This is a genomic window from Marcopretia estuarina LEGE 06307 (assembly GCF_056633115.1).
In genome coordinates this window covers 81,490-104,716 of record NZ_JBSJOY010000006.1, presented here as the reverse complement: position 1 = coordinate 104,716, position 23,227 = coordinate 81,490, and the positions used below count along the sequence as shown (strand labels likewise).

Here is a 23,227-nt window from a genome sequence, read left to right as displayed (position 1 = left end):
TCCGCCTCCGCGCATGCGGCGGTCACCAGGCTGGTCAATCGGCGAGGCGATAGGCCCTGGTGGTGATCAGGAAGGGGTGGAACACCTCGAGGAAGCGGCTCTGGAGTTTGCGGAAGAAACGCTCCACCAGTTGCGGGTCATCGAAGTGGAACGGATACTCGCCAGCGAAGCCCTTGAAGAAATACCAGTTGAGCAGGGCCACCGCCTCCTTCGACATGCGTGAGGCGAACACCTCCAGCTGATCGGCCGGATGGCTCAGGTGCTCCAGCACATCCAGGCAGACGATGGTGTCGAACGTGGCCGGCAGGGCCGGATCGCTCAGATCGCGGCAGAAGCCGAGGCGATGGGCGAGGCCCAGGGCTTCCGCCCGCTGGCGCACGAACGCCCGGTTGTCGGGGTTGAGGTCCACGAACCACACCCGCTCCACCTGGGGCAGGGCCGCCGCCGCCAGGGCATGGGTGCCGATGCCGCCGCCGAAGTCGAGCACCTGGCCCCGGGCCAGATGTTGCTGCAGGCGCAGAGTGTCGGCGATGTAATCGCCGCTGCCCAGGTGCCAGGCCGAAAGCTCGAGCAGGTGGCCGTGGCCCACCGTTTCCTCGTAGAAGGCCTCCACCCGTTCCGGGTCGAAGCCGGTGGCGCCGGGGTGCAGGGCGGCCAGGTCGCTGCGGCTGTGGGCCAGGCGCTGCTCCAGTTCGCCTGGGCTCAGCTGCACGTAGGCCGCCAGCTGGTCGAACAGGCCGAAGCCGTCCCGCAGGAACCGCTCCACATCGAGGCTGGGCAGCACCGATGGGGCCGTCATGGTCTGGGTTGACTCGGACACTCCTGGTCCCCTTGGCAGACCGTCAGGGTAAGGGGCCGCCGCTCACGGCTGGCTCAGCGCCCCGGCCGGGGCAGCGGGATTGGGCGGGGGTCTTCATGGCCCAGTTCCACCCCGTCGCCGGGCACCTCAAGCCAGCGCCGCAGCCAGCCCACCAGGAGGTAGAAGGGCAGGGTGTCGAGCAGGGCGGCCAGAAACTTGAACAGGTAGCCGCTGAGGATGAACGCCCATAGCTGGGGCAGCACCGGCTCACCAGAGCGGATCGGCAGCACATGGGCGGCGTAGTGGCTGATCAACACCACCGCTGTGGTGTCCACCAGCTGGCTGACCAGGGTGGAGCCGTTGTTGCGCAGCCAGAGGGCCTTGCCGCCGCTGAAGCGCTTCCAGAAATGGAAAAGGCGCACGTCGGTGAACTGGGCCGCCAGGTACGCCACCATGGAGGCCCCCACGGCGCCGAAGGCCAGGCGCCGCATCTCGAAGAAGGTGCTGGAGTCGGTGCCGGCCAGGCCAGGTAGCACCCCTCCAAGCCAGAGGATGAGCACGATCCATCCGTTGAGCAGCAGCCCCACCCACACCACCTGTCCCGCCTTCTGCTCGCCCCAGATCTCGCTGATCAGATCGGTGCAGAGGAAGGTGACCGGATAGGGCAGTGCACCCACCGCCACCACGATCGGCCAGCCGCCGATCGAGCCCAGGCTCAGGAAGCGGGTGAGGCCGAGGATGTTGAGCATGCCCATGGTGCCGAGGAAGAGGCCGGCCAGCACCAGGAAGGCCAGATCACGGCGGTGTTGCACAGGCACAGACGCGGTACCGGGGGAACAGGTACCCCAGCCTGAAGCCCCGCCTGGCTCCTGCCACCCCCTGGCGGCGATGATGCACCGCCGCCGGCCTTCCCTTTCCCGGCGTTTGCCATCTGCAGCGATGTCGCGGTGACCGCCTCCCCTTCGCCCTGCGGCTTCCTGGTGCTCGACAAGCCGGCAGGTCTCACCTCCCACGCCTGCGTGGCCAGGGTGCGCCGCTGCTACGGGTTCAAGCGGGTCGGCCACGGCGGCACCCTCGATCCTGCCGTCACCGGCGTGTTGCCGCTGGCACTGGGCGCCGCCACGCGCCTGCTGCCCTACCTGCCGAGTGGCAAGGCCTACCGCGGCGTGATCCAGCTCGGCTGGCGCACCAGCAGCGACGACCTCAGCGGTGAGTTGCTGGAGCGCCGTCCGGTGCCCGCCCTCAGCCACGACGACCTGGACGCCTGCCTGGAGCGCTTCCGCGGTTCGATCCTGCAGCAACCGCCCCAGGTGTCGGCGGTGCACGTGGATGGGGAGCGGGCGTATGTGCGGGCGCGGCGGGGCGAAACGATGGAGCTGGCGGCGCGGCCGGTGCAGATCGATGCGCTTGAGCTGCTGAGCTGGGAGCCCGCCAGCCAGCAGCTGGAGCTGGCGGTGCGCTGTTCCGCTGGCACCTACATCCGCTCCCTGGCGAGGGACCTGGGGAACGCCCTGGGTTGCGGTGGCACCCTGGCCAGCCTGCGTCGCACCGAAGCGCTCGGCTTCTCTCTGAGTGGCAGCGTCAGCCTGGAGGCGCTCGAGAGCGGGGCGCCCCTGCCGGCTCTCGACAATCCACTCCAGCCGCTCAGGCACCTGCCCTCGCGACAGCTGGATGCGGCGGATCTGGCAGGCTGGCGCTGCGGCCGCAGCCTCTGCGCCAGCGCCGTATCCAGCCCCGATCGGCCCGGTTTCGATCCCAGCGTGCTCGACCAGCCCGTGGTGATCCTCGATCCGCAGGGCCACCTGGCCGGCATGGCCCGCACCGCCCCGGGCGGTCGCCTGCAACCGCGGCTGGTGTTCGACGCGGCCGGCTAAGGCCGCCGCGTCGGCGCTTCCCTCCCGATCCTGCACCCAGCACCCAGCCATGGCCGGCCACAGCAAATGGAGCCAGATCAAACGCCAGAAGGCGGTGGTCGATGCCAAACGCGGGGTGGTGTTCACCCGTCTGGCTCGGGAAATCAGCGTGGCCGCCCGCGCCGGGGCCGATCCGGCCGGCAACTTCCAGCTGCGGACGGCCCTGGAGAAGGCCAGAGCCGCCGGGCTGCCCAACACCAACATCGAGCGGGCAATCGCCAAGGGAGCTGGCCAGGGCAGCGGTGACGGCGATCAGTTTCAGGAGGTCCGCTACGAGGGCTATGGCCCCGGCGGGGTGGCCGTGCTGGTGGAGGCGCTCACCGACAACCGCAACCGCACGGCGGCGGACCTGCGCCTGGCCTTCAGCAAGCACGGGGGCAACCTGGGCGATGTGGGCTGTGTGGGGTACCTGTTCGAGCACCGCGGCGTGGTGCGGATCGCGCAGCCCCACCTTGAGGAGAACGCCCTGCTGGAGAGCCTGCTGGCCTTGGAGATGGCAGGCGGTCCCGCCGCGCTCACCTACACGTTCGAGCCAGCGGCAGGGGGGACGGCAGCCGGCAAGGGCGAACCTGCTGGGGGGGGAGGTCGTGGTGGAGCTGGAGCTGGCGACGCCTCCGCGGAAGTGGTGTGCAGTTATGCCGACCTGGAGGGCCTGCAGGATGCCCTGCGGCACCAGGGCTGGAGCGTGCAGGGCTGGGAGCACCGCTGGATCCCATCCACCACCTGCCGCCTGGAGGAGTCCGAGGCGCTGCGCCACTGCCTGCGCATGCTCGATGCCCTCGACGACCTCGATGACGTCCGCAGCGTGACCGCCAACCTGGAGGCCGACGAGGCCCTGATCGAAGCGTTCCTGGCGTGATGGCTGGCCTGCCGTCGCTGGCGGGGAGGTGAGCCGGCAGGTGCTGGCTTCAGCCAGTGAGCGCAGCCCGGTCGACCATCAGCCGGAGCCGCGGGTGCTGCTGCAGCCAGCTGGCCGGCAGCTGGGCGTTGGGGGGCTCCTGCAGTAGCCGTCTCAGGATCGGCCCTTTGGAAGAGCCGCTCACCACCAGCAGGATCCGCTGCGCCGCCAGGATCTCCGCCAGACCGAGCGTGATCGCCCACCGCGGCACGGCCTCTGGATCACCGCCGAACGCCGGGGCGTTCTGGGCGCGGGTGGCGGCATCGAGCTCCACCACATGACAGCGCTGGCTGGCCTCACAGGGGGGTTCGTTGAAGCCCACATGGCCGTTGTTGCCGAGCCCCAGCAGCTGGAGGCCGATGCCGCCGGCCTCCTCCAGCGCGGTGCTGTAGCGGACGGCTTCGGCCTGAGCGTCGGCGGCCAGGCCATCAGGCAGGGCCACCTGCTCCGGAGCGAGACCAAGCGGTGCGATCAGCCGGGCCTCCATCTCAGCAGCGAAGCTGCGGGGATCGTGCCGGGGCAGGCCCACGTAGGCATCGAGGTTGAAGCTGCGCCATCCGGCCAGCAGGCGGGCCCGCTCCGCAGGCGGCAGCGCCGCGATGCGCTGCCGCAGGGCGCCGTACACCGCCACCATCGTGCGTCCCGTGGCCAGCCCCAGCGGCAGGGCCTGAGGGCGCAGCAACTGGTCGAACAGGGCCTCTGCCACCGCCTCGCTCAGTTGCTCCCCATCCGGAAACACCTCCAGCCGGTGGTGCCAACCGGGGATCGGAGCGATGGATTCAGGGAAAAGAGAGGGTAGGGCCGGTGCGCTCAGAGGCGAGCGGAACGCAGGGCCGCGTGGCGGGGACTCCATGGTGAGGAGCCTGATGCAGAGCCCGCATCCGCCGCCAGACGTGGTGTGGCGATGTCACCGTACGGACGCAGTTGGGCGCCGCGGTAGTAGTGGCGGAGAATCTCCTGGAAGCTGCTGCCTCGCTGGGCCATAGCCAGGGCCCCCCACTGGCTCATGCCCACCCCGTGGCCGAAGCCCCGTCCCACTGCCACCAGTGTGGGGGTGCGGGGAGGTAGCAGCGGCGGCGGCGCAGGCAGCGAGAGCAGCACGCCCGTGGCCGACAACCAGGTGGAAGGCGGCACCTGAGGCTCAGTGAAGCTGAAGGGGGCTGCCTCGAAACGCACCAGCGTGCTCTTTAGGCCCAGCCGGCTGCGCAGCTCCGCCCCACTCACCAGAAGCTGGCCACTGGGGCCCACCACGCGGGCCTGCCGCACCCTGCCACTGGCGGTGGTGGAGAGGATGTCGATGCGCTGCACCCCGCCCAGTTCGGCGAAGGCGCGGGCCAGCAGCGGCGGCGGCAGTTCCTGGCGCCAGCGGCTCACCGGTGAGGCCTCATCGAAGTCGGCGACGCTCACCAGATAGGGCATCTGGCGCTGCCACAGATCGCCGCTGTTTTCGGTGGTGCCACCGGCACTGCTGTGGAACACCGCATTGATCAGGGCGTCCTGGTGGGTCAGCACCAATCCGCGGGTGCCGCGCACCGCCTCCCTGGTGGACGCGGTCTCCGCCTCCACCCCTTTGTAGACCTGGCTGCTGACGGTGGCCTTGAGGTCGAAGGGCTGGTCGGGGCGGCGCTGGCGGAGGGCGTAGGTGCGCGCCGCCACGGCCTGGGCCCGCAGGGCCTCCAGGGGCCAGCTGGCGGGCATCTCGCTTCCCACCACGCTGGGAAGGTAGGTCTCGAGGGCGACCACATTGACCACTCGCAACGCGGAGGCGGCCGGGCGCACCACCAGCCGTCCCCGGTAGGCGCGGTTCTTCAGCTGCAGCACGGCGTCGCCACCGGGGGACTGGCCGGCATCGATCCACAGCTCCGCCAGGCTCAGCGATGCAGGCGCCGTGCCCAGCCCCCGGGGCGCCACCACCTCCACCCGCACGCCGCTGCCGGCAGGGCGCAGGGCAATGGCACCGCCTTCGGGGAGGCGCAGCCGTTCTCGGCCGCTGGCATCAAGCAGGCGCAGGCCGCTGGCGCCGCCCACCCGTACCTCCGCCGTCTCCAGCAGCAGCACCCGCAGGCTCGGATCGGGACTGGCGCTGGCCGTCTGGGGCACCGGCCGGATGGCCGGCTGCTGGGCATGGGCCGCTGGCAGGCCGGGCAGCATCGCCCAGGCCAGCGGCATTGCCAGGCCGGCAAGGCCAAGGCGTGGCGCCAGTGAAGGTGCAGCGGACCGATGGAAGGCCTTCGGCAGCGCCGAGCGGGCGAACATCCCAGCCATGGCGACCAGCAGCGGAGCTCACAAGGGGGTCATTGTCACGACGATCCGGGCACCGCGCCAGCCCTCCGCCGGCCAGTGATCGACGTGGCAGCATGCGGCAAAGCGCAACTGGCTTGCAGGTCACTTTCCTCGGAACGAGTTCGGGCGTTCCCACCCGGGTCCGCAACGTGTCGGCCGTGGCGCTGCGGCTGCCGCAACGCGCCGAGCTGTGGCTGTTCGACTGCGGCGAAGGTACCCAGCATCAATTCCTCCGCAGTGACCTGCGGGTGTCGCAGCTGCGGCGCATCTTCATCACCCACATGCACGGCGACCACATCTTCGGGTTGCCGGGTCTGCTCGCCAGCCTGGGCATGGCTGGCAGCTGCCAGGGCATCGATCTCTACGGCCCCGACCCCCTGCGCGATTACCTCGAAGGCGTGCTGCGAACCTCATCGACGCGCATCGGCTATCCCCTGGCCAGCCATCGGGTACGCGAGGCCGCCACTGCCGGCACGGTGCTGCTCGACGATGACGATCTGATCGTGCGCTGTGCCCCGCTCACCCATCGCATCCCCGCCTACGGCTACCGGGTGGAGCAGAAGCCCCGCCCCGGGCGCTTCGATGTGCAGCAGGCCCGCGCGCTGGGCATCCCGCCCGGCCCCATCTACGCCGAGCTCAAGGCGGGTCGGAGCGTCACGCTCGAGGACGGGCGGATCATCCATGGAGAGCGGCTGTGCGGCCCGGCGCGGCCCGGGAGCACCTTCGTGTACTGCACCGACACCGTGTTCTGCGAAGCGGCGGTGGAGCTGGCGCGCGGCGCCGATCTGCTCGTGCACGAATCCACCTTTGCTCACGGGGAAGCGGAGATGGCGTTCCAACGGCAGCACTCCACCAGCACCATGGCGGCCCAGACGGCGGCCCTCGCCGGGGTGAAAACCCTGGCGCTCACCCACCTGAGCCCCCGTTACGTGCAGGGCAACACGGTCACCCCCGATGATCTGCTCGACGAGGCAAGGGCGATCTTCCCGAACACGTTGGTGGCCAAGGATTTCCTCACCCTTGAGGTCAACCCCGACGAGGGTTGAGGCACAGGCCGCGGGTTGGCCGGGCCGCTTGTGCCTGCAACAGTTCTTGATCCCGCCCCGGAGTGCCCTTCGCCCGTGATACAAGGTCTCAGGTGCGGTGTCCACCGCCAATTCGCCAGCTCCCTCCATGGCCCTTTCCCTTCCCGCCGCCCTCCGGTCGATCGCCCGCCTTCTGCTGGTGCTGCCGCTGGGATTGCTGCTGACCTTCGGAGTCTGGGTGGCTCCTCTGCAGGCCGCCCAATGGGATGCAGAAACGCTCACGGTCAGCGGCACACCGGATGGTGGCCTGGTCACCTTCAGCGAATCGGAGATCAAGAGTGGTCGCAAGCTGTTCAACGACAGCTGCGGCACCTGTCACGCCGGCGGTGTCACCAAGACGAACTACAACGTGGGCCTCGACCCGGAAACCCTGGCCCTGGCCACCCCGCCGCGCAACTCGGTCGACTCCCTCGTTGACTACATCAAGGACCCCACCTCTTACGACGGTGAATACAGCATCGCCGACGTCCACCCGAGCATGCGCAGCAGCGATGTGTTCGTCAAAATGCGCGATCTCAGCGACGACGACCTCCGCCTGATCGCCGGCTACATCCTGGTGGCCCCCAAGGTGAGCGGCACCCAGTGGGGTGGTGGCAAGGTTTACTTCTGATCCAGGCCTCTATCCGTGCCAGGCGCACGTCTGAGCCTCGCCCACCGGCAGGCTCTACCCGCCAATCAACGCCACCGCCCCCTTGCCCAGGGGGCTTTTTTTTGGCAGCGGTGCAGCACTACTGCAGGCAGTTCATGCGCCGCTGCTCCCGCGGCTCATCTCAGAGGCCTGAGAGGGAGACGGGGGGCGAGGCTGCAGGGTCGTTGGGATCCGCACTACCGGCCGAGGCGGCAGGTGGTCGCTGGCAGGCGGGATCGAGCGAGGCGGGCTGCTTGCTGTACCACCACTCCTGGAGCGCCGGCGAGAGGCGCAGCGGAAACAGCGTGATCACGGTGCGGGTGGGGCGGGAGCCCGGCTCCAGCACCTCCACCGCATAGGAGGGGCAGCGCCGCGAGGCCAGATCGGCCACAAAGCGGCGGCCAATGCGACGCCAGCTGGGTTCCTTGCTGCGCCAGGCCAGGCGGCAGCAGGGCCACGGCAACTCTTCCCGGTCGAACAGGCGGCAGCACGCTCCGATCACGCGGTAGCTGTACTGGCCCCCGGGGCTGCAATGTTCGCTGCCGTGGTCCTGGAGATTGTCGACCTGCACGGCCATCAAAAAGCCACCCCGAAGGGTGGCAGAGAAGGAGAAAGGAAACAAGCGGGGCGCCGGATAGCGATCAGTTCCGCCTGTTGGATGTGGAGAGCGCCCGACAGTGCGCCGGGCTGGCGGCGGGTAAGGCCCGTCGGCTCAATAGAGCTCTTCTTCGGCGTGGGTGGTGATGGTGACGTCGGAGGTGGGGTAGGCCACGCAGGTGAGCACGAAGCCAGCTTCGATCTGGTCGTCGTCGAGGAAGCTCTGGTCCGACTGGTCAACGGTGCCGGAGGTCAGCTTGCCGGCGCAGGTGGAGCAGGCGCCAGCGCGGCAGGAATAGGGGAGGTCAATGCCCTGCTCTTCAGCAGCATCGAGGATGTACTGATCATCGGGAACCTCGATGGTCTTGTTGAGGCCCTCGCTCTCGTTGATGAGGGTGACCTTGTAGGAAGCCATGGAAGGGAAATTTGGGGCTCACAGGCTCCTGGAGGATCCGGGCCTGTAGGACCGCACCTTCCTACATCGGACAGGGGCGATGGCGGCGGTCTTGGGGTGGGAGCCCCGGAAGCGCAATCAAAGGGTGAGCACGGATAAGCGTGATTTATATGACAGGAGGCTGTTGCTGGATCCTTATCACCCCCCAGCCGCCCTCGTCGGCGATCAGCTCGGCCGACCAGCCCAGGGAGGAAAGGGTGCGCTCCAGCGCCGGCGCCTGATCCACCAGCAGGCCGCTCAGGAACCCCACGCCAGTGGGCGCCAGCACCGCCTTGAACCCCGCGGCCAGCTCCGCGATCACCGGCGCCAGGATGTTGCAGAGCAGAATGTCGGCCGGTTGCCCCGCCAGCAGCTCGGCCAGGCCCTCCACCGAGCCCAGCGCCACCTGCAGCAGCGCATCAGGCCCTTCGCTGAAGCCGTTCAGACGACCGTTCTCCCGGGTGGCTCTCACCGCCAGCGGATCGTTGTCGGTGGCGGCCAGGGAGGCGGCGCCCAGGCGCAGGGCGCCGAAGCCGAGGATGCCGCTGCCGCAGCCGAGATCGGCCACCCGCCGGCCCGTCAGAGCGCCGCCGGTCTGCTGCGCCAGCTGATCGAGCGCCTCCAGGCAGAGCCGGGTGGTGGGGTGGCTGCCGGTGCCGAACGCACTGCCGGGATCGATGCGGATCACCAGGCGGTGGGTCTGGTCGTCGGGCACCTCCAGCCAGGCGGGCAGGATCAGCAGCCGCTCCCCCACCGGATCGGCTTGCCAGTGCTGCTTCCAGCTGAGACTCCAGTCCTCGTCGTCCTGCAGGGCCCAGGCCAGCGGGGGCAGGGGTAGATCGAAGGTGGCCGCCAGTGGGGCCAGGGCCTCAGCTAGCCGGGCGCGTTCGCACTCGGGCCAGTCGATCGCCGGCAGCCAGGCCACGAGCTGGTGCTGGTCGGGGGTGCTGGGGTGATGGCGCACGGCCACCCGGGAGATCCCCAGACTCTGCAGCTTCCACAGCAGCGACTCCTCCAGCTCCGGCGGAGCCGCCATCTCCAGGCGCCACCAGCGGTGGTCGCTCAGCCGTGGGGCCGCCGGGTCGCCGGTCACAGCGTGACCGGGTGCGCCTCCTGGATGCCGTTGATCTTGCCGATCGAGGCGAGCAGGCTTGGCGGAATGGGGTCGTCGAGGCTGAGCACCATCACCGCATCGCCGCGCACGATCCGACGGCCCACCTGCATCGAGGCGATGTTCACGTTGTGCTCGCCGAGCAGGGAGCCGAGGTGGCCGATGATGCCGGGCATGTCCCGGTGGCGGGTGAACAGCATGTGGCGGCTGGGGGCCACGTTCACCGGGAACTCATCGATCGTGGTGATGCGCAGGTCGCCATCGGCGAACACCGCCCCGGTGACGGTGTGGCTGCCCTGGGAACCGCGCGAGGTGAGCTGCAGCGAACCACCGGCGAAATCACGGCTGGAGTCGTCTTTCACTTCCAGCACGTGCAGGCCACGCCCCTTCGCCTCGAGGGAGGCGTTCACGTAGTTGATGCGGTCGCCGAGGGCGCTGGAGAGCAGCCCCTTGAGCGCGGCCACCACCAGCGGCTGGGAGGGGTGGTTGGCGAATTCGCCCTGCAGCCGCACCTCCAGCTCCTGCACCGAGCCCCCGGCCATCTGACTGAGCAGCAGGCCCAGGGTTTCGGCCAGCTGCAGGTGGGGCTTGAGTCGCTCCATCACCTCCGGGGTCATGCCGGGGATGTTCACGGCGCTGCGGGCCGGCAGGCCCAGCAGCACATCGCGGATCTGCTCGGCCACATCGATCGCCACATTTTCCTGGGCCTCTTCGGTGGAGGCGCCCAGGTGGGGCGTGAGGATCAGGCGATCGCGCACGGCCAGCAGCGGCGAATCGGGCTTCAGCGGCTCGTTCGCGTACACATCCAGCGCCGCCCCGGCGATGGTGCCGGCTTCCAGCGCAGCTGCCAGGGCGGCCTCATCCACGATGCCGCCACGGGCACAGTTCACCAGCCGGGCGGTGGGTTTCATCGAACCCAGCAGTTCGGCGTTGACCAGATTCTCCGTGTCCGGGGTGCGGGGCAGGTGCAGGCTGATGTAATCGGCTTCGGCGAACAGGGGCGCGACCGCCATCAGCCGCACCTGGAGCATCTGGGCCCGCTCGGTGGAGATGAACGGGTCGTACGCGAGCACCTCCATGCCGAGCGCCTTGGCCACCCGGGCCACATGGGAGCCGATCTTGCCAAGGCCCACCACGCCGAGCTTCTTCTTGTAGAGCTCGTTGCCAACGTATTTCTTGCGGTCCCAGCCACCGGCCATGGTGCTGGCGTGGGCCTGGGGCACGTGCCGCGAGAGCGACAGCATCATGGCGAGCGCATGTTCTGCGGCGGCGATCGTGTTGCCTTCGGGCGAGTTCACCACCAGCACCCCCTGCCGGGTCGCGGCGGGCACATCCACGTTGTCGACACCGACACCGGCACGACCGATGATGCGGAGGCGTGGAGCTGCTGCGATCAGCTCGGCGGTCACCTGAGTGCCTGAGCGGATCATCAGAGCGTCGTAGTCGCCGATGATGCTGAGTAACTGGTCGGGCGGTAGGCCGGTGCGCACATCCACCTGGGCCACCTGGGAGAGGATGTCGATGCCCGTCTGATCGATGGGATCGGAAACCAGAACCTTTGTCATGACCCGCGACGTTGGGGAAGGAGCGGTCCGGAACGCGCCAGACACCGCAGGGGGTGAAGTGTAGTGATCCGCCGCCACAGCTCCTGCGCTCAGCAAAGAGAATCGTGCTTTGGGACACCGGGCCTTGGGATTGTGCGTGGTGGTGGTGCTGGCGGATCGCAAGAGCCTGCAACGCCTGAAGGACAAGCTGGATGGGGTCCGTCCGGCGCCAGCCACCCTGCTGACCATCGGTGAGGGGGAAACCTCGATCGACAGCGTGGAGCTGCTCAACCCGGGGCTGGCCCGCCAACGCCGTCAACGGGGGATGGTGCGCTGGCTGATGCCGTTCGGGTTCTTCGCCGGCCTCACCTTCACCTTCATGACCGATCTGCAGACCTTCGCCTTCGCCGGTCCTTACGGCGAGCCGCTGATCGGCGGCCTGCTGGGCATGGGCTCGGGCTGGATGGGAAGCTTCGCCGCCGCCGCCAGCGTCACCTCCGATCCCGACGACCGCATCCGCAGCCTGCGCAACCGCCTCGAGGAGGGCAACTGGCTGCTGCTGGTGGAGAGCGCCCCAGGCCAGGAGATTCCCTGGACCCTGATTCAGGAAACCCGGCCCAAGGCGGTGGTGCGCCTGGCGGAGCGTTGAGCGCCGTCACCCTCCCGCGCGGCGAGCTGCTGCAGGGCAGCCACGCCCCCGAACGGCTGGCAGAGCTGATTGATCACGCGGAAGAGGCCCTGCGCACCTGGCAGCCGGTGTGGAGCTCCTTCGTGACGCCACTCCTGCGTGAGGAGGCCGCGGCGCGCCTCGGCAGCCTCAGCGAGCTCACCCTTCACGCCGAAGGGGGGCACCCCGGCGCCGAGCGCTGCCGGCTGCAACTGACGCGCGCCGAGCTGGACGCCCCGCCACCAGGCACCAGCCAGGCGACGGACACCGCCCTGCCGCTGATCGGACTGACGCTGAGTGGCAACTTCCTGTTCGATTCCGCCAGCGCCGGCGATTTCCGCCGCGGGCTGCTGCAGGCGGGAGCGCAGGAGGCGGAGCTGGGGGATCTTTGGCTGCGCGGCGACCGCGGCGCCCAGCTGGTGGTCACCCCAGAACTGGCCGGGCGTTTTGATGGGGGCACCGCCCTGGTGCGCAGCGTGGAGGTGCAGCTGGAGACCACGTCCCTGGAGCGCCTCCAGCCTCCGGCCCGGCCCCAGCCCCGTCGCTTTTCCACCGTGGAGGCTTCGCTGCGGCTCGATGCGGTGGGCTCGGCCGGTTTCGGCATCCCGCGCAGCCGCATGGCCGAGCAGATCCGCAACGGGGCGGTCCGCGTCAACTGGGACGACGTGCGCAGCCCCAGCAGGGAGCTCAGGGCCGGCGATCGGGTGCGGCTGGAGAACCGGGGAGAGCTCACCGTGCTGGAGGTGGAGCTCACCAAGCGCGACCGCTGGCGGCTGGCCCTGCTGCGCAGCTGATGCGCCTGGCTGCGGTGAGGGGGGAGAGGCCGGCTGCTAAGTTTCGGCTCCGGGTGTCGTCTTCATGACTCCCGACCCGGGCGATTAGCTCAGAGGTAGAGCACTACCTTGACACGGTAGGAGTCACTGGTTCGATTCCAGTATCGCCCACTCCTTTACGTTCTCCCGTTGACCCAACCGCTGCCGCTGCGGGAAGTTTCACCGCCCTTCGGTGCCTTCACCGTGGTGATCGGCCTGGGTCGATCCGGCGCCGGGGCGGCACGCCTGCTGCAGACACTTGGCAGCCAGGTGCTGGTGCTGGAAAGCTCCGGCACGCCGGCGCAGCATCTCCTGGCCAACGATCTGCAGGCCGGCGGCATTGAGGTGCAGCTCGACAGCCCCCTCTCGATCGAGCTGTTCGAGGCTCTTGAGCGGCTGCCGGCCACGGTGGTGGTCAGTCCGGGCGTCCGCTGGGACCACCCCACCCTGGTGGAACTACGTAACCGGGGCGTGCGGCTCTGCGGCGAACCGTCGGTGGCCTGGGCCGCCAGTCGCGGCATTCCCTGGATCGGGATCACCGGCACCAACGGCAAGACCACCGTCACCCATCTGGTCAGCCATCTGCTTCAGACCGCCGGCCTCGATGCGCCGATGGCCGGCAACATGGGCACCTCAGCAGCCGAGCTGCTGCTCGAGCGCCGCCTGCGGGGCGAGACCAACCCTGACTGGGTGGTGATGGAGCTGAGCAGCTACCAGATCGAGGCCTCCCCCGAGCTGGCCCCCGCCTTCGGCCTGTGGACCACCCTCACCCCGGACCACCTGGAGCGGCACGGCACGCTCGGCAACTACCGCGCGATCAAGCGGCGGCTGCTGGAGAACGCCACCGTGCGGCTGCTCAACGCCGATGACGCCGATCTCAGGGCCCAGGCCCCCAGCTGGGACCGGGCCGACTGGGTATCGGCCGGCCCCCGCGCCGATCTTCCCGCCGGGATCGATCCGCTGATCTGGATCGAAAACGGCAGGCTCTTCAGCCGCGAAGGCGAGCTGTTCGACGCCGCCAGCCTGGCCCTGCCAGGGCAGCACAACCGACAGAACCTGGTGCTGGCCGCCGCCGTGGGGCTCAAGCTCGGCCTGAATGCTGCCGTGATGGCCGCTGCCTTTCGCAGCTTCCCCGGGGTTCCGCACCGCCTTGAGCGGATCTGCGACCGCGCCGGGATCACCTGGTACAACGACAGCAAAGCCACCAATTACGACGCCGCCGAGGTGGCACTCAAGGCCCTGCCGGGGCCGATGGTGGTGCTGGCGGGCGGGCAGGCGAAACAGGGCGATGCCTCCGCCTGGCTCGCGGCGCTGCAACGGCAGGCGGCGGCGGTAGTGGTATATGGCGCCGCCCGCGACCACTTCGCCGGGCTGCTGCGCAACAGCGGCTTCAGCGGCGAGGTGCGCAATGTTGAAGATCTCGGAGCCGCGGTGCAGGAGGCCAACGCCCTGGCCACGGCCTCCGAATCACCGACCGTGCTGTTATCACCGGCCTGCGCCAGCTTTGACCAGTACAGCAGTTTTGAAGCCCGTGGCGACCACTTCCGCGCGCTTGTCTCCGCGCTGAATGCCACACCTGCCGCCATAGAGTGAGCTCCTGTTCAGCTGAGCAAGGAGCCGGCGCTGCGATGGCCTTCTGGCTGATGAAGAGCGAGCCGGACGTCTACGGAATCGAGCATCTCGCCAGCGAGGGCACCACCCTCTGGGATGGGATTCGCAATTACCAGGCGCGCAATTACATGCGCAGCATGCAGGTGGGCGATCAGGCCTTCTTCTATCACTCGAATACCAAGCCCCCCGGGATCATCGGCCTGATGGAGGTGGTCGCCACCGGGCTCACCGATCCCACCCAGTTCGATCCAACGTCCTCCTATTTCGACCCTGCCTCGAAGCCCGAGGCGCCGCGTTGGGATTGCGTACGGCTGGCTTATCGCCGCACCTTCGATCAGCTGCTGAGCCTGGATGCCCTGCGGGAATCGTTCACGCCCGAAGAGCTGATGGTGGTGCGGCGCGGCAACCGGCTTTCGATTCTGCCCGTTGCCGATGCCATCGCAGCGCGCCTGATGGCGTTGCTGCTGCAGGCCCCATGACAACCGCCGGCGGGTCCATGGCCCCGCTGGCGATCGGTTCCTGCCTACGGCGGGGCTGGCGCGCCTTTGGGCGGGCGCCGTTGCGGTTCATGGGTTTCACCTTGCTGGGCGGGGTGCTCAACCTGATCGGCCAGCTGGCGCAGAACCGTGGCAGTGACGGGCTCCAGCAGGGCGGGCCGGCGGGTTATCTTTTCCTGGCTTTGGCCGGGCTGGCCGCTGGGGGGGCCAGCAACATCTGGCTGAACGTGGGGCTCCTCCGCGGCAACCGGATCGCCCTGGCGGCAGGGCAACCAAGCTTCGCCGAGCTGGCTCGCTGGGAAGGTGCGGCCGTGCTACGCCTCCTGGGCATGGCGGTGCTGATGCTGCTGGTCAACGCGCTGGCGCTGATCACCTGCGGGCTGGTGGCAGGGGTGCTGAGTCTGCTCACTCCAGTCCTGGGCATGCTGGCGCTGGTGCTGGGGGGCGCCGCCCTGCTGATCCTCAATGCCAGCCAGGTGTTTCAGCTGCCATTGCTGGTGGTGGAAGGGCTGGGGCCGGTACGGGCCTTTCAGCGCGGCTGGTCGAGGAAGACACGCCGCTGGGCGCCGCTGTATTTGCTGACGCTGGCCCTCCATGGCCTCCAGGTGGTGATGGTGCTGCTGGTGCCCACCCCCTTCGCCGCTCTGGCGGTGCTGCTGGCGGTGGGGCTGCTGATCGGTTGGCCGGTGATGGTCGGCACCCTCATGGCCGGCTACAGCGACCTGTTCGGCCAAGGCTTCGTGCAGGGCGGGATCACGCGGACGCTCAGCGAGCGCTGAAGCAGCCGTCCTCTGAGGCGTTCCAGTTGAACATGTTGCCGACGTAGCAACGGGTCACGGCGCGGCTGTTGACCCCGTTCTGCACCAGGAAGCCCGCCAGAGCGGCCTGGAACAGGCGGTACTGGTCCCAGTTGGGATGAGCATCGATGAAGGTGCGCATCGAGCCCAGCAAGGCCTCCGGCACCTCTGCCCTGATGCTCACCACCCCGGCGGCACCATCGCTGCCCTCGGCAGCGTTAGGCGGACGGACGCGGGACGGGCAACGCGGGTAGCTGTCGACAACGGAGGCAGGATCCATCGAGGCGCGGCAGGAGGGTGGTCGTCACCCAGTTCCCCACAAGCTTCCGATGGCGTCAAATCGAGGGCAGAGGGGCTGACATTGCCCATCCCAGCGTGAGATTGCGGGCCCAGCTGCGCTCCGGGGTGGTAACGAGCGCGTTAAGGGTTGCCCTTGAAGCGATCGACGCCGCGTGTCAAGGGGAGAACCTGCGGCGGGGCGGTTCTCCACAGGTGACTGCCAGGGCAGCCGGTCCTGGCAGTCCAGCCTGTGGAAAAGCTGGGCAAAACCCGCCGCGATCCGGGGGCTGGGCTGGGAACAGGTTGCTGATCAGCAGTGCTGATCAGCCGCCCAATCCCTCCGTTGTCTCACACCCTGCCGGCTCCAGCACCAGGGGTGCCAAGGCCTGCGCCAGAGCGGCGCTGGCGGCAGGCGTCCAGCTCCCTTCCAGGCCCCGCTGCCCATCGCTGGGCGCCAGCACGAAGCGCAGCGCCCAACAGCGGCGATCGCCACAGAGGCCGAGCCACCAAGGGCCACGCTCCAGCTCCAGCTCCAGGCTCTCTTCTGCCATCAGCTGGCCGGCAATGGCGGTGTGTTGCTCGATCAGCTCGAGCAGGCCCCGGCGCAGTTCGGCCGCTTCGGCCAGGCTCAGCTCCGCCGCCCAGCCATCTCCGCCGATCAACACGCCAAAGGGATGGCGGCCAGCCTCAAGAGCCAGCCGCCATCCCTCCCCCTCAGTGGCAAATCCTGCCGGGTGCATCAGGTTGCAGGGGCCGCAATTGAGAGCACTGAATCAGCCGGTTCTGCCAGCTCAGGGGCAACGACCCCAGCCGGCACTCCTGAGCCAGAAACAACGGCGCTGCCAGCGGCGGATCGATCAGCCGGGCAGCAGATCGGGCTGATCCTGCTCATCGGAGAGCTCCACGATGGCCCGCTGGACTGGCTTGATCATCGAATCCTCCAGGAGCCCGTCGAAATCATCGAAACGGCGCTGCTTGGCCCGAAAGGCGATCTTCACCGTGGTGAGGTAGCGGTTGCTCGACTGACGAATCAGGCTTTCGGCACGCTGGGCCAGTTCCTTCGGGTTCACCGTGGCGCCGGAATACATAGGTCATGTTGATTTCCCTGACCTTAGGCCAGCTCGGGCGGAAGGGTCAGCCGCCAAGCGGATGCCGGCGGCCATCCGCCAAGCTGCGCGGAGCCCTTCGCCCGCTCACGATGGCGACACCTGGCACCCTGGCGATTGACCTGGGCAGCACCACCACGGTGGTGGCCTTCCAGTCCGCCGAGGGCGGCGCGCCCCAGCTCGTGGAGATCCCCCCCTACAGCTGCGCTGACCCCTGCGTGGTCCCCAGCCTGCTGTGGCTTGCCAGCGCCACAGCGGAGCAGCCGTTGATCGGCCGCCAGGTGATCGAGGCCGGCCTCGCCGGCAGTGAAGGCCCTGAGCTCTGCCGCGATTTCAAGCGCGGCATCGGCGGCTGCGCCGATGCCGGCCGCGAAGAAGGAGCCGGTGGCGCCGCCGCTGCGTCTGTGCTGTCCCCGGAGCAGGCCGGAGCGATGCTGCTGCGCCAGCTCTGGCGCCACCTGCCAGCGCAGCTGGCCCCCACCCGTCTGGTGCTCACCGCGCCGATCGACGGCTACCGCGGCTATCGGGAATGGCTTCACGCCGTCAGCCAGGACCTGGCTGTTGAGGAGGTGGCCCTGGTGGATGAGCCCACCGCTGCGGCCATCGGCGCCGGACTGCCCCCCGGCAGCCGCGTGCTGGTGGTGGATCTTGGTGGCGGCACGATCGATCTTTCGCTGGTGGCGCTCGAAGGCGGCGAGGGGCGCGCCGCGCCGGTGGCCCAGCTGCTGCGCTTCGCCGGCCGCGACCTCAGAAACAGCAGCCAGAAACTGCGCTGCGCCAGGGTCGTGGGCAAGGCCGGCGTGGCCCTCGGCGGCCGGGACATCGACCGCTGGATCGCCGCGGCGCTCTGGGCGCAGGTAAACGGCCAGGGCCCGCCACCCGGCACCTTGCTGGAAGCTGCGGAATCCCTCAAGTGCCGGCTGAGCGACAGCGCCGAGGCGTCGGTGCTGACGATGCTGCCGGGGGGCACCAGCCGCCTGCTGCAGCTGAGCCGCCAGGAACTGGAAACCACTCTTCTGGAGCAGGGATTTCTCTCTCTGCTGGAGGAGCTGCTGGAGCGGGTGCTCGCCGCTGCCAGGGCCGAGGGGCTGGCGTTGGCGGACGTGGAGGCCATCCTGCCGGTGGGGGGCAGCAGCCGGATTCCGCTCGTGCGCCGCTGGCTGCAGGAGCGATGCCCCGGTGTGCCCCTGCGCGACGAACGGCCGATCGAGGCGGTGGCCCTGGGGGCGCTGGCGCTCACCCCGGGCGTGCGGATCAAGGACGTGCTCGCCCGGGGCGTATCCCTGCGCTGCTGGGACCAGCGCAGCGGCAGCCATCGCTGGCATCCGCTGTTTGTCGAAGGGCAGAACTGGCCCACCACCCAGCCGCTGGAGCTGCTGCTCGCCTGCAGCGACGACGGCCAGGAGCAGATCGACCTGGTGCTGGGGGAGCCCCGCGACGACGAACGCTCCGAGGTGGTGTTTCGCGATGGACTGCCCCAGCTGCGGCGGCGGCCCGCAGGGGAGGCGGAGGTGCAGCCCTGGGGGCAGCAACCCGCGCCGATCAGCCTCGATACTCCCGGAAAACGTGGCAGCGATTGCCTGCGGCTCCACTTTCAGATCGATGGGCAGGGCCAGCTGGTGCTGGAAAGCGAAGACCTGAGCACGTCGCGGCGCTCACCCCCTCAGCCGCTTGGCCCCGTGCGTTGAGACCGCTCGCTTCCACTGAGACGAAGCGCTTCCGCTGGCCCCACCCGCGGTGATCAATCAGCCCACGCGTAGGCAGTGGACGACAGCGCGGCTGACCCCGCCAGGCTGAAAGCCGCGGGTCGTGTTCATAGAAAGGGAGGATTGCCTGTTCCTTGCCTTGGCCATCCGCCGCCACAGGCTTCCGCGTTTCTGGTTGGCGCTCACTCTCGGCCTGGTGGCCGCTGTGATCGGTGCGGCACGCTGGTGGGAAGGCCAACTGCCTGGCCGGCTCGAGCGGGCGGCCAGCGAGGGGCGCTACGAGGCCTGCCTCGCCTACAGCGACCAGCTGGCTTCACTCCGCTGGATGACAGGGCGCGCACCGCGCGAACAAGGCCGCTGCCGCCGTGCGCGCGCCGAGCGGCTCTGGCAGGGGCAGCGCTGGCAGGAGGCACTTCAGCTGCAACTGCTGCTGGCCAATTCCGAAGCAGGCATCCACGCTGACCGCGACCGGTTGCGCTCCTGGCAGGAAGAGCTGCGCACCAAGGCGATGGCCCGTTTCGAGGCCGGAGATCTGGAGGGGGCGATGGTGTTCCTCAAACCGATGGGCGAAGACCGCCACCCCGCGGGTGACGCGCTCGGTGACAACCTCAGGGAGTTCTGGAGCCGTAACCGCTTTCAGCAGGAGAGGGCCACCCAGTTGGTGGAGCAGAAACGCTGGTGGGAAGCGCTTGAAGCCCTCAACCGGATCGATCATCCCTGGTGGAAATCGCAGTCAGCCGTGCTGCGCAGGCAGGTGGAAACCGCCATCTCCGGTCTGAAAACCCAGGAGCAGGAGCATCACAGCCATGGCGCTACGGCAGCCAACTCCGTGCCCGTGGCCGAACTGGATGCGGCCATCAAGGGTCTGCTCGCCCAGGGGGTCGACGACTGGTCGGCCTTCACCCGGGCCTGCCGGCAACTCGGCGGGAAGGTGGTGGAGAGCGGCCCCGAAACCACCTGTCAACGCTGAAGGGATGCCGTGACAGGATTGCCGCCGTCCGCCACCGCATCCTTCATGAAGCCGGGAGAACAGGTCAGGGTCTGCCAGAGCGTCGTGGTGTACACCCATCCAGAGCACCGCGGTCAGCCCTTCGACCTCCAGGGACTGGAAGGTGAGGTGTTCCAGGTGCTTGACGACTGGAAAGGTCGTCCGATCAGCCCGACCCTGCCGGTGGTGGTGGCGTTCGGTCGCTATCGCGCCCATTTCCGCCCGGACGAGCTCGAGCCGGTGGCCTGAAGAGACTTGCCTCAGGGCTTGAGCAGCACCACACCATCGCGCCCATCCACACCCGCCAGCCAGAGCTGAATCGACTCCTGGCGGCTGGTGGGCACCACCCGACCACAGAAATCAGGCTGGATCGGCAGCTCCCGGTGCCCCCGGTCCACCATCACCAGCAAACGCACCACCGCCGGCCGGCCCCAGGCGTGCAACGCCTCCAGAGCGGCGCGCACCGTCCGTCCGGTGAAGATCACGTCGTCCACCAGCACCACATGGCGGCCTTCGAGCGCTGCAGGCAGCTGGGTGGCCTGCACCATGCGGGTGCCCACCCGGGCCAGGTCGTCGCGGTGGAAGGTGGGATCAAGGCTGCCCTGATCCACTGGATGACCGCAGCTGGCTTCGAGCTGGGCGGCCAGCACCCGTGCCAGTTCCACGCCGCGGGTGGGGATGCCGAGCAGCAACAGCTGGCGGCTGTCCGGCGCACTCTCCAGCACCTGGGAGGCAAGGCGATGAACCGTGCGGGTCAGATCCTGGGCGGAGAGAATCTCCACGCAATGGTCACCGATTGACGACACCATGTGGGGATCCCGGGGGTGAAATGGTAAGGGAGTCTCCTTGCGCTTATGCCCATTAGCTGACGCTTACCGGCCTGCTTTCTGTGACGAAGAGATCACACTGTAATTTTGAGGGCGATCAGCCTGTATCAGGGCTTTGCGGAAGAATCGGTGACCGACATTCCTTCCACGAGCTCCAGCTCTCGCCCGAGCGGCTCTCTCCCCCCTCCCCCCTCCGGCCCCGTGGATCACCGCTACGTGCCACCGGTGGTATTGGCCATTCTCGATGGTTGGGGATACCGCGAAGCCAGCGATAACAATGCGATCCGCGCGGCCAGCACCCCGGTGATGGATGCGCTGTGGGAGGCGTACCCCCACACGCTGATCCAGGCGAGCGGCGGCGACGTGGGCCTGCCCGACGGCCAGATGGGCAACTCGGAAGTGGGCCACCTCACCATCGGCTCCGGGCGGATCATCCGGCAGGAGCTGGTGCGGATCGGCAAAGCGGTGAAGGACGGCAGCCTTGCCGCCAATCCCGCCCTCAATGCCCTGGCCGACACCCTGCTGGTGAATGGCGGCGCACTCCACCTGATCGGCCTCTGCTCCGACGGCGGCGTTCACAGCCACATCGATCACCTGGGCGGGCTGTTGCAGTGGGCCGCAGGCCGCGGCCTCAGCGACGTCTGCATCCATGTGGTCACCGACGGGCGCGACACCCCGCCCCAGAGCGCGATCGCCTTCCTCGACCGCATCGATGCCCAGATCACAGCCGCCGGCGTGGGGCGGATCAGCACGATCTGCGGCCGCTACTGGAGCATGGACCGCGACAACCGCTGGGACCGCACCGAGAAGGCCTATCGATTGCTCACCGAGGCCAGACCGGCCGACGGCCCGCTCACGGCCCAGCAGGTGGTCCTGGCGGCCTACGAGAACGGCATCAACGATGAGTTCCTTGAGCCCTACCGCCTCAGCTCCGGCCACCTGAGCCCAGGCGATGGCCTGATCTGTTTCAACTTCCGCCCCGACCGGGTGCGTCAGTTGGTGCGCGCCCTTGTGCTCGAAGACTTCAGCGGTTTCTCCAGGGAGCGCATCGAGCCTCTGCACCTGGTCACTTTCACCCAGTACGAGCAAGCCCTCGACGTGGCGGTGGCCTTCCCCCCCGAGTCACTCGATGGTCTGCTCGGCCAGGTGGTCTCCGAACACGGGCTGCGCCAGTTGCGCACCGCCGAAACGGAGAAGTATCCGCACGTCACCTATTTCCTCAACGGCGGCATCGAGCAGCCCTTCAACGGCGAAGACCGCCACCTGGTGCCCTCCCCGCGGGTGGCCACCTACGACCAGGCTCCCGAGATGTCCGCCGCTGCCCTCACCGACAGCTGCATCGCCTCCATCAATAAAGGCATCTACTCCCTGGTGGTGATCAACTACGCCAATCCCGACATGGTGGGCCATACGGGGCAGATGGAGGCCACAGCCGCCGCCATCGCCACCGTGGATCACTGCGTGGGCCGACTGATGGAAGCCACCAATCGGCAGGGGGGCACCCTGCTGATCACCGCCGATCACGGCAATGCCGAAGTGATGAAAGGGGAGGACGGGCGGCCCTGGACGGCCCACACCACCAACCCGGTTCCGGTGATCCTGGTGGAAGGGGAACGGCGCAAGCTGGCTGGCCACGGCACGGATGTGCGCCTGAGGGAAGGGGGCGGCCTGGCGGACATCGCCCCCACCCTGCTGGAGATCCTTGAGCTGCCTGTGCCCGCCAACATGACGGGGACCTCCCTGATCGAGCCATCGCCACTGCTGCCCACTCCTGAGCCCTTGCGGCCACGGGCGCTGCAGGTCTGAGCCCGGCGGGCCGTCAGGGCCGTCAGCCTGCCCGCACTCTGAAGGGCCGATCGGCCTGGCGTTCGGGCCTGGTGTTTGGGTAGGGTCTGAAGATGATCACCACGGTTCTTTCCTGGATCTGGGCCGCTCTCGGCGTGCTCCTGATCGCCAGCGTGTTGCTGCACAGCCCCAAGGGCGATGGCATGGGAGGCCTGGCCAGCAGCGGCGGGTCGATGTTCAGCAGCGCCCGCAGCGCCGAAGCCACGCTCAACCGCGTCACCTGGACCCTGCTTGCCCTGTTTCTCGGCCTCGCCGTGGTGCTGAGCGCCGGCTGGCTGCGCTGACCCTGCCGTGACACCAATCAAACGCCGTGGCTTGCTGGCCTCCCTGGCCCTCCTGCTCTCTCCCCTGTTGGGAGGCCGAAAAGCTGAGGCTGCGAGCAAGGCGGGCGATCCTGCCTGGCAACTCAGTGAGGCTGCCTGGAAGGAGCGCCTGAGTCCTGCCGCCTTTGCAGTGCTGCGCCGTGAGGGCACGGAGCGGCCGTTCTCCAGCCCGCTCAACAACGAAAAGCGAGCCGGCACCTACGTGTGTGCTGGCTGCCGTTTGCCGCTGTTCTCCTCCACCACGAAATTCGACAGTGGCACCGGCTGGCCCAGCTTCTGGCAGCCCCTGCCGAATGCGGTGGTCACCCAGCTGGATTTCAAATTGATCGTGCCCCGCACGGAATACCACTGCCGCCGCTGCGGCGGGCATCAGGGCCATGTGTTCAACGATGGACCCAGGCCCACCGGCAAGCGTTACTGCAACAACGGCGTCGCGCTTGCCTTCGTGCCCGGCAAGTAGGAACTTGCTGAGGCAGGG

Annotated in this window: 27 protein-coding genes and 1 tRNA gene; 16 read left to right on the top strand and 12 right to left on the bottom strand. The window is 68.6% G+C overall.

What is annotated here, in order from left to right:
- Nucleotides 1-34 precede the first annotated feature (34 nt).
- Both ACWJI3_RS14005 and ACWJI3_RS14000 read right to left on the bottom strand, forming a co-directional pair.
- Complete coding sequence (locus ACWJI3_RS14005) at nt 35-799, bottom strand: class I SAM-dependent methyltransferase (RefSeq protein WP_480204064.1); 765 nt, start codon at nt 797-799, stop codon at nt 35-37.
- A gap of 74 nt (nt 800-873) precedes the next feature.
- Nucleotides 874-1,617: a queuosine precursor transporter gene (locus ACWJI3_RS14000; protein ID WP_480203987.1), complete on the bottom strand. Its 744-nt coding sequence runs from the start codon at nt 1,615-1,617 to the stop codon at nt 874-876.
- A 129-nt stretch (nt 1,618-1,746) separates the two neighbouring features.
- Between ACWJI3_RS14000 and truB the strand changes: the two genes are divergently transcribed.
- Both truB and ACWJI3_RS13990 read left to right on the top strand, forming a co-directional pair.
- Entirely contained in the window at nt 1,747-2,673 is a 927-nt protein-coding gene (gene truB / locus ACWJI3_RS13995; protein WP_480203986.1) for a tRNA pseudouridine(55) synthase TruB, read from the top strand.
- A 49-nt stretch (nt 2,674-2,722) separates the two neighbouring features.
- A complete protein-coding gene (locus tag ACWJI3_RS13990) occupies nt 2,723-3,571 on the top strand; it encodes a YebC/PmpR family DNA-binding transcriptional regulator (protein ID WP_255101090.1) in 849 nt (282 codons plus the stop codon).
- 49 nt (nt 3,572-3,620) lie between these two features.
- Here ACWJI3_RS13990 and ACWJI3_RS13985 read toward each other — a convergent pair whose 3' ends face one another.
- Nucleotides 3,621-4,463: a glucosamine-6-phosphate deaminase gene (locus tag ACWJI3_RS13985; RefSeq protein WP_480203985.1), complete on the bottom strand. Its 843-nt coding sequence runs from the start codon at nt 4,461-4,463 to the stop codon at nt 3,621-3,623.
- Nucleotides 4,421-5,875 (bottom strand): SpoIID/LytB domain-containing protein, encoded by a 1,455-nt coding sequence (locus ACWJI3_RS13980; RefSeq protein WP_480203984.1) that lies wholly within the window; start codon nt 5,873-5,875, stop codon nt 4,421-4,423. Before ACWJI3_RS13980 ends, ACWJI3_RS13985 begins: the two co-directional genes overlap by 43 nt.
- A gap of 113 nt (nt 5,876-5,988) precedes the next feature.
- Here ACWJI3_RS13980 and rnz point away from each other — a divergent pair, with 113 nt between their 5' ends.
- Both rnz and psbV read left to right on the top strand, forming a co-directional pair.
- Nucleotides 5,989-6,939 carry a ribonuclease Z gene (rnz, locus tag ACWJI3_RS13975; protein ID WP_480203983.1) on the top strand — a complete coding sequence of 317 codons (951 nt, stop codon included), beginning with the start codon at nt 5,989-5,991 and terminating at the stop codon, nt 6,937-6,939.
- A gap of 127 nt (nt 6,940-7,066) precedes the next feature.
- A complete protein-coding gene (gene psbV / locus ACWJI3_RS13970; RefSeq protein WP_094512699.1) occupies nt 7,067-7,588 on the top strand; it encodes a photosystem II cytochrome c-550 in 522 nt (173 codons plus the stop codon).
- A 160-nt stretch (nt 7,589-7,748) separates the two neighbouring features.
- On the opposite strand, the gene ACWJI3_RS13965 is transcribed toward psbV, so the two are convergent.
- From ACWJI3_RS13965 to serA, 4 genes are all read right to left on the bottom strand, one after another.
- Nucleotides 7,749-8,183, bottom strand: coding sequence for a hypothetical protein (locus tag ACWJI3_RS13965; protein WP_233132943.1), 435 nt, complete (start codon nt 8,181-8,183; stop codon nt 7,749-7,751).
- A 135-nt stretch (nt 8,184-8,318) separates the two neighbouring features.
- Entirely contained in the window at nt 8,319-8,618 is a 300-nt protein-coding gene (locus ACWJI3_RS13960) for a ferredoxin (protein ID WP_094512700.1), read from the bottom strand.
- A gap of 145 nt (nt 8,619-8,763) precedes the next feature.
- Nucleotides 8,764-9,729: a 50S ribosomal protein L11 methyltransferase gene (gene prmA / locus ACWJI3_RS13955; RefSeq protein ID WP_480203982.1), complete on the bottom strand. Its 966-nt coding sequence runs from the start codon at nt 9,727-9,729 to the stop codon at nt 8,764-8,766.
- Entirely contained in the window at nt 9,726-11,312 is a 1,587-nt protein-coding gene (serA, locus tag ACWJI3_RS13950; protein ID WP_094512701.1) for a phosphoglycerate dehydrogenase, read from the bottom strand. Before serA ends, prmA begins: the two co-directional genes overlap by 4 nt.
- Before the next feature lie 124 nt (nt 11,313-11,436).
- On the opposite strand from serA, the gene ACWJI3_RS13945 reads away from it, so the two are divergent.
- From ACWJI3_RS13945 to ACWJI3_RS13920, 6 genes are all read left to right on the top strand, one after another.
- The gene (locus ACWJI3_RS13945; RefSeq protein WP_094512702.1) at nt 11,437-11,940 is read left to right on the top strand and encodes a hypothetical protein; all 504 of its coding nucleotides are present in this window, start codon (nt 11,437-11,439) and stop codon (nt 11,938-11,940) included.
- On the top strand, nt 11,937-12,752 hold the full coding sequence (locus tag ACWJI3_RS13940; protein ID WP_480203981.1) for a photosystem II electron transport protein, Sll1252 family: 816 nt from the start codon (nt 11,937-11,939) through the stop codon (nt 12,750-12,752). The genes ACWJI3_RS13945 and ACWJI3_RS13940 overlap by 4 nt, the downstream gene beginning before the upstream one ends.
- A 78-nt stretch (nt 12,753-12,830) precedes the next feature.
- Nucleotides 12,831-12,902: transfer RNA gene (locus ACWJI3_RS13935), tRNA-Val, on the top strand.
- 18 nt (nt 12,903-12,920) lie between these two features.
- Nucleotides 12,921-14,363: a UDP-N-acetylmuramoyl-L-alanine--D-glutamate ligase gene (gene murD / locus ACWJI3_RS13930; protein WP_480203980.1), complete on the top strand. Its 1,443-nt coding sequence runs from the start codon at nt 12,921-12,923 to the stop codon at nt 14,361-14,363.
- Between the two features lie 35 nt (nt 14,364-14,398).
- Nucleotides 14,399-14,860 carry an EVE domain-containing protein gene (locus tag ACWJI3_RS13925; RefSeq protein ID WP_255101096.1) on the top strand — a complete coding sequence of 154 codons (462 nt, stop codon included), beginning with the start codon at nt 14,399-14,401 and terminating at the stop codon, nt 14,858-14,860.
- Complete coding sequence (locus ACWJI3_RS13920; protein ID WP_480203979.1) at nt 14,857-15,657, top strand: hypothetical protein; 801 nt, start codon at nt 14,857-14,859, stop codon at nt 15,655-15,657. The genes ACWJI3_RS13925 and ACWJI3_RS13920 overlap by 4 nt, the downstream gene beginning before the upstream one ends.
- Here the strand turns inward: ACWJI3_RS13920 and ACWJI3_RS13915 are convergent.
- The 3 genes from ACWJI3_RS13915 to ACWJI3_RS13905 all read right to left on the bottom strand — a co-directional run bounded on the left by ACWJI3_RS13915 (nt 15,644) and on the right by ACWJI3_RS13905 (nt 17,042).
- Nucleotides 15,644-15,862 carry a DUF2811 domain-containing protein gene (locus tag ACWJI3_RS13915; protein WP_255101154.1) on the bottom strand — a complete coding sequence of 73 codons (219 nt, stop codon included), beginning with the start codon at nt 15,860-15,862 and terminating at the stop codon, nt 15,644-15,646. The two genes, ACWJI3_RS13920 and ACWJI3_RS13915, sit on opposite strands and share 14 nt — an antisense overlap.
- 415 nt (nt 15,863-16,277) lie before the next feature.
- A complete protein-coding gene (locus ACWJI3_RS13910; RefSeq protein WP_094512707.1) occupies nt 16,278-16,694 on the bottom strand; it encodes a DUF1818 family protein in 417 nt (138 codons plus the stop codon).
- A gap of 117 nt (nt 16,695-16,811) precedes the next feature.
- Complete coding sequence (locus ACWJI3_RS13905) at nt 16,812-17,042, bottom strand: DNA-directed RNA polymerase subunit omega (RefSeq protein WP_094512708.1); 231 nt, start codon at nt 17,040-17,042, stop codon at nt 16,812-16,814.
- Nucleotides 17,043-17,152: 110 nt separating this feature from the next.
- Between ACWJI3_RS13905 and ACWJI3_RS13900 the strand changes: the two genes are divergently transcribed.
- The 3 genes from ACWJI3_RS13900 to ACWJI3_RS13890 all read left to right on the top strand — a co-directional run bounded on the left by ACWJI3_RS13900 (nt 17,153) and on the right by ACWJI3_RS13890 (nt 20,003).
- Nucleotides 17,153-18,748, top strand: a complete 1,596-nt coding sequence (locus ACWJI3_RS13900; protein WP_480203978.1) for an Hsp70 family protein — start codon at nt 17,153-17,155, stop codon at nt 18,746-18,748.
- Nucleotides 18,749-18,941: 193 nt separating this feature from the next.
- Nucleotides 18,942-19,736, top strand: coding sequence for a hypothetical protein (locus ACWJI3_RS13895; protein ID WP_255140653.1), 795 nt, complete (start codon nt 18,942-18,944; stop codon nt 19,734-19,736).
- A gap of 45 nt (nt 19,737-19,781) precedes the next feature.
- The gene (locus ACWJI3_RS13890; protein ID WP_094512711.1) at nt 19,782-20,003 is read left to right on the top strand and encodes a ferredoxin-thioredoxin reductase variable chain; all 222 of its coding nucleotides are present in this window, start codon (nt 19,782-19,784) and stop codon (nt 20,001-20,003) included.
- Between the two features lie 11 nt (nt 20,004-20,014).
- Here the strand turns inward: ACWJI3_RS13890 and pyrR are convergent, their stop codons facing one another.
- Nucleotides 20,015-20,563 carry a bifunctional pyr operon transcriptional regulator/uracil phosphoribosyltransferase PyrR gene (gene pyrR, locus ACWJI3_RS13885; RefSeq protein WP_255101100.1) on the bottom strand — a complete coding sequence of 183 codons (549 nt, stop codon included), beginning with the start codon at nt 20,561-20,563 and terminating at the stop codon, nt 20,015-20,017.
- Nucleotides 20,564-20,806: 243 nt separating this feature from the next.
- Between pyrR and gpmI the strand changes: the two genes are divergently transcribed.
- From gpmI to msrB, 3 genes are all read left to right on the top strand, one after another.
- Nucleotides 20,807-22,387, top strand: a complete 1,581-nt coding sequence (gene gpmI / locus ACWJI3_RS13880) for a 2,3-bisphosphoglycerate-independent phosphoglycerate mutase (RefSeq protein WP_094512814.1) — start codon at nt 20,807-20,809, stop codon at nt 22,385-22,387.
- 92 nt (nt 22,388-22,479) lie between these two features.
- Nucleotides 22,480-22,710, top strand: coding sequence for a preprotein translocase subunit SecG (secG, locus tag ACWJI3_RS13875; protein WP_094512713.1), 231 nt, complete (start codon nt 22,480-22,482; stop codon nt 22,708-22,710).
- 16 nt (nt 22,711-22,726) lie between these two features.
- Nucleotides 22,727-23,209, top strand: coding sequence for a peptide-methionine (R)-S-oxide reductase MsrB (gene msrB / locus ACWJI3_RS13870; RefSeq protein ID WP_094512815.1), 483 nt, complete (start codon nt 22,727-22,729; stop codon nt 23,207-23,209).
- The last annotated feature ends 18 nt before the right edge of the window (nt 23,210-23,227 follow it).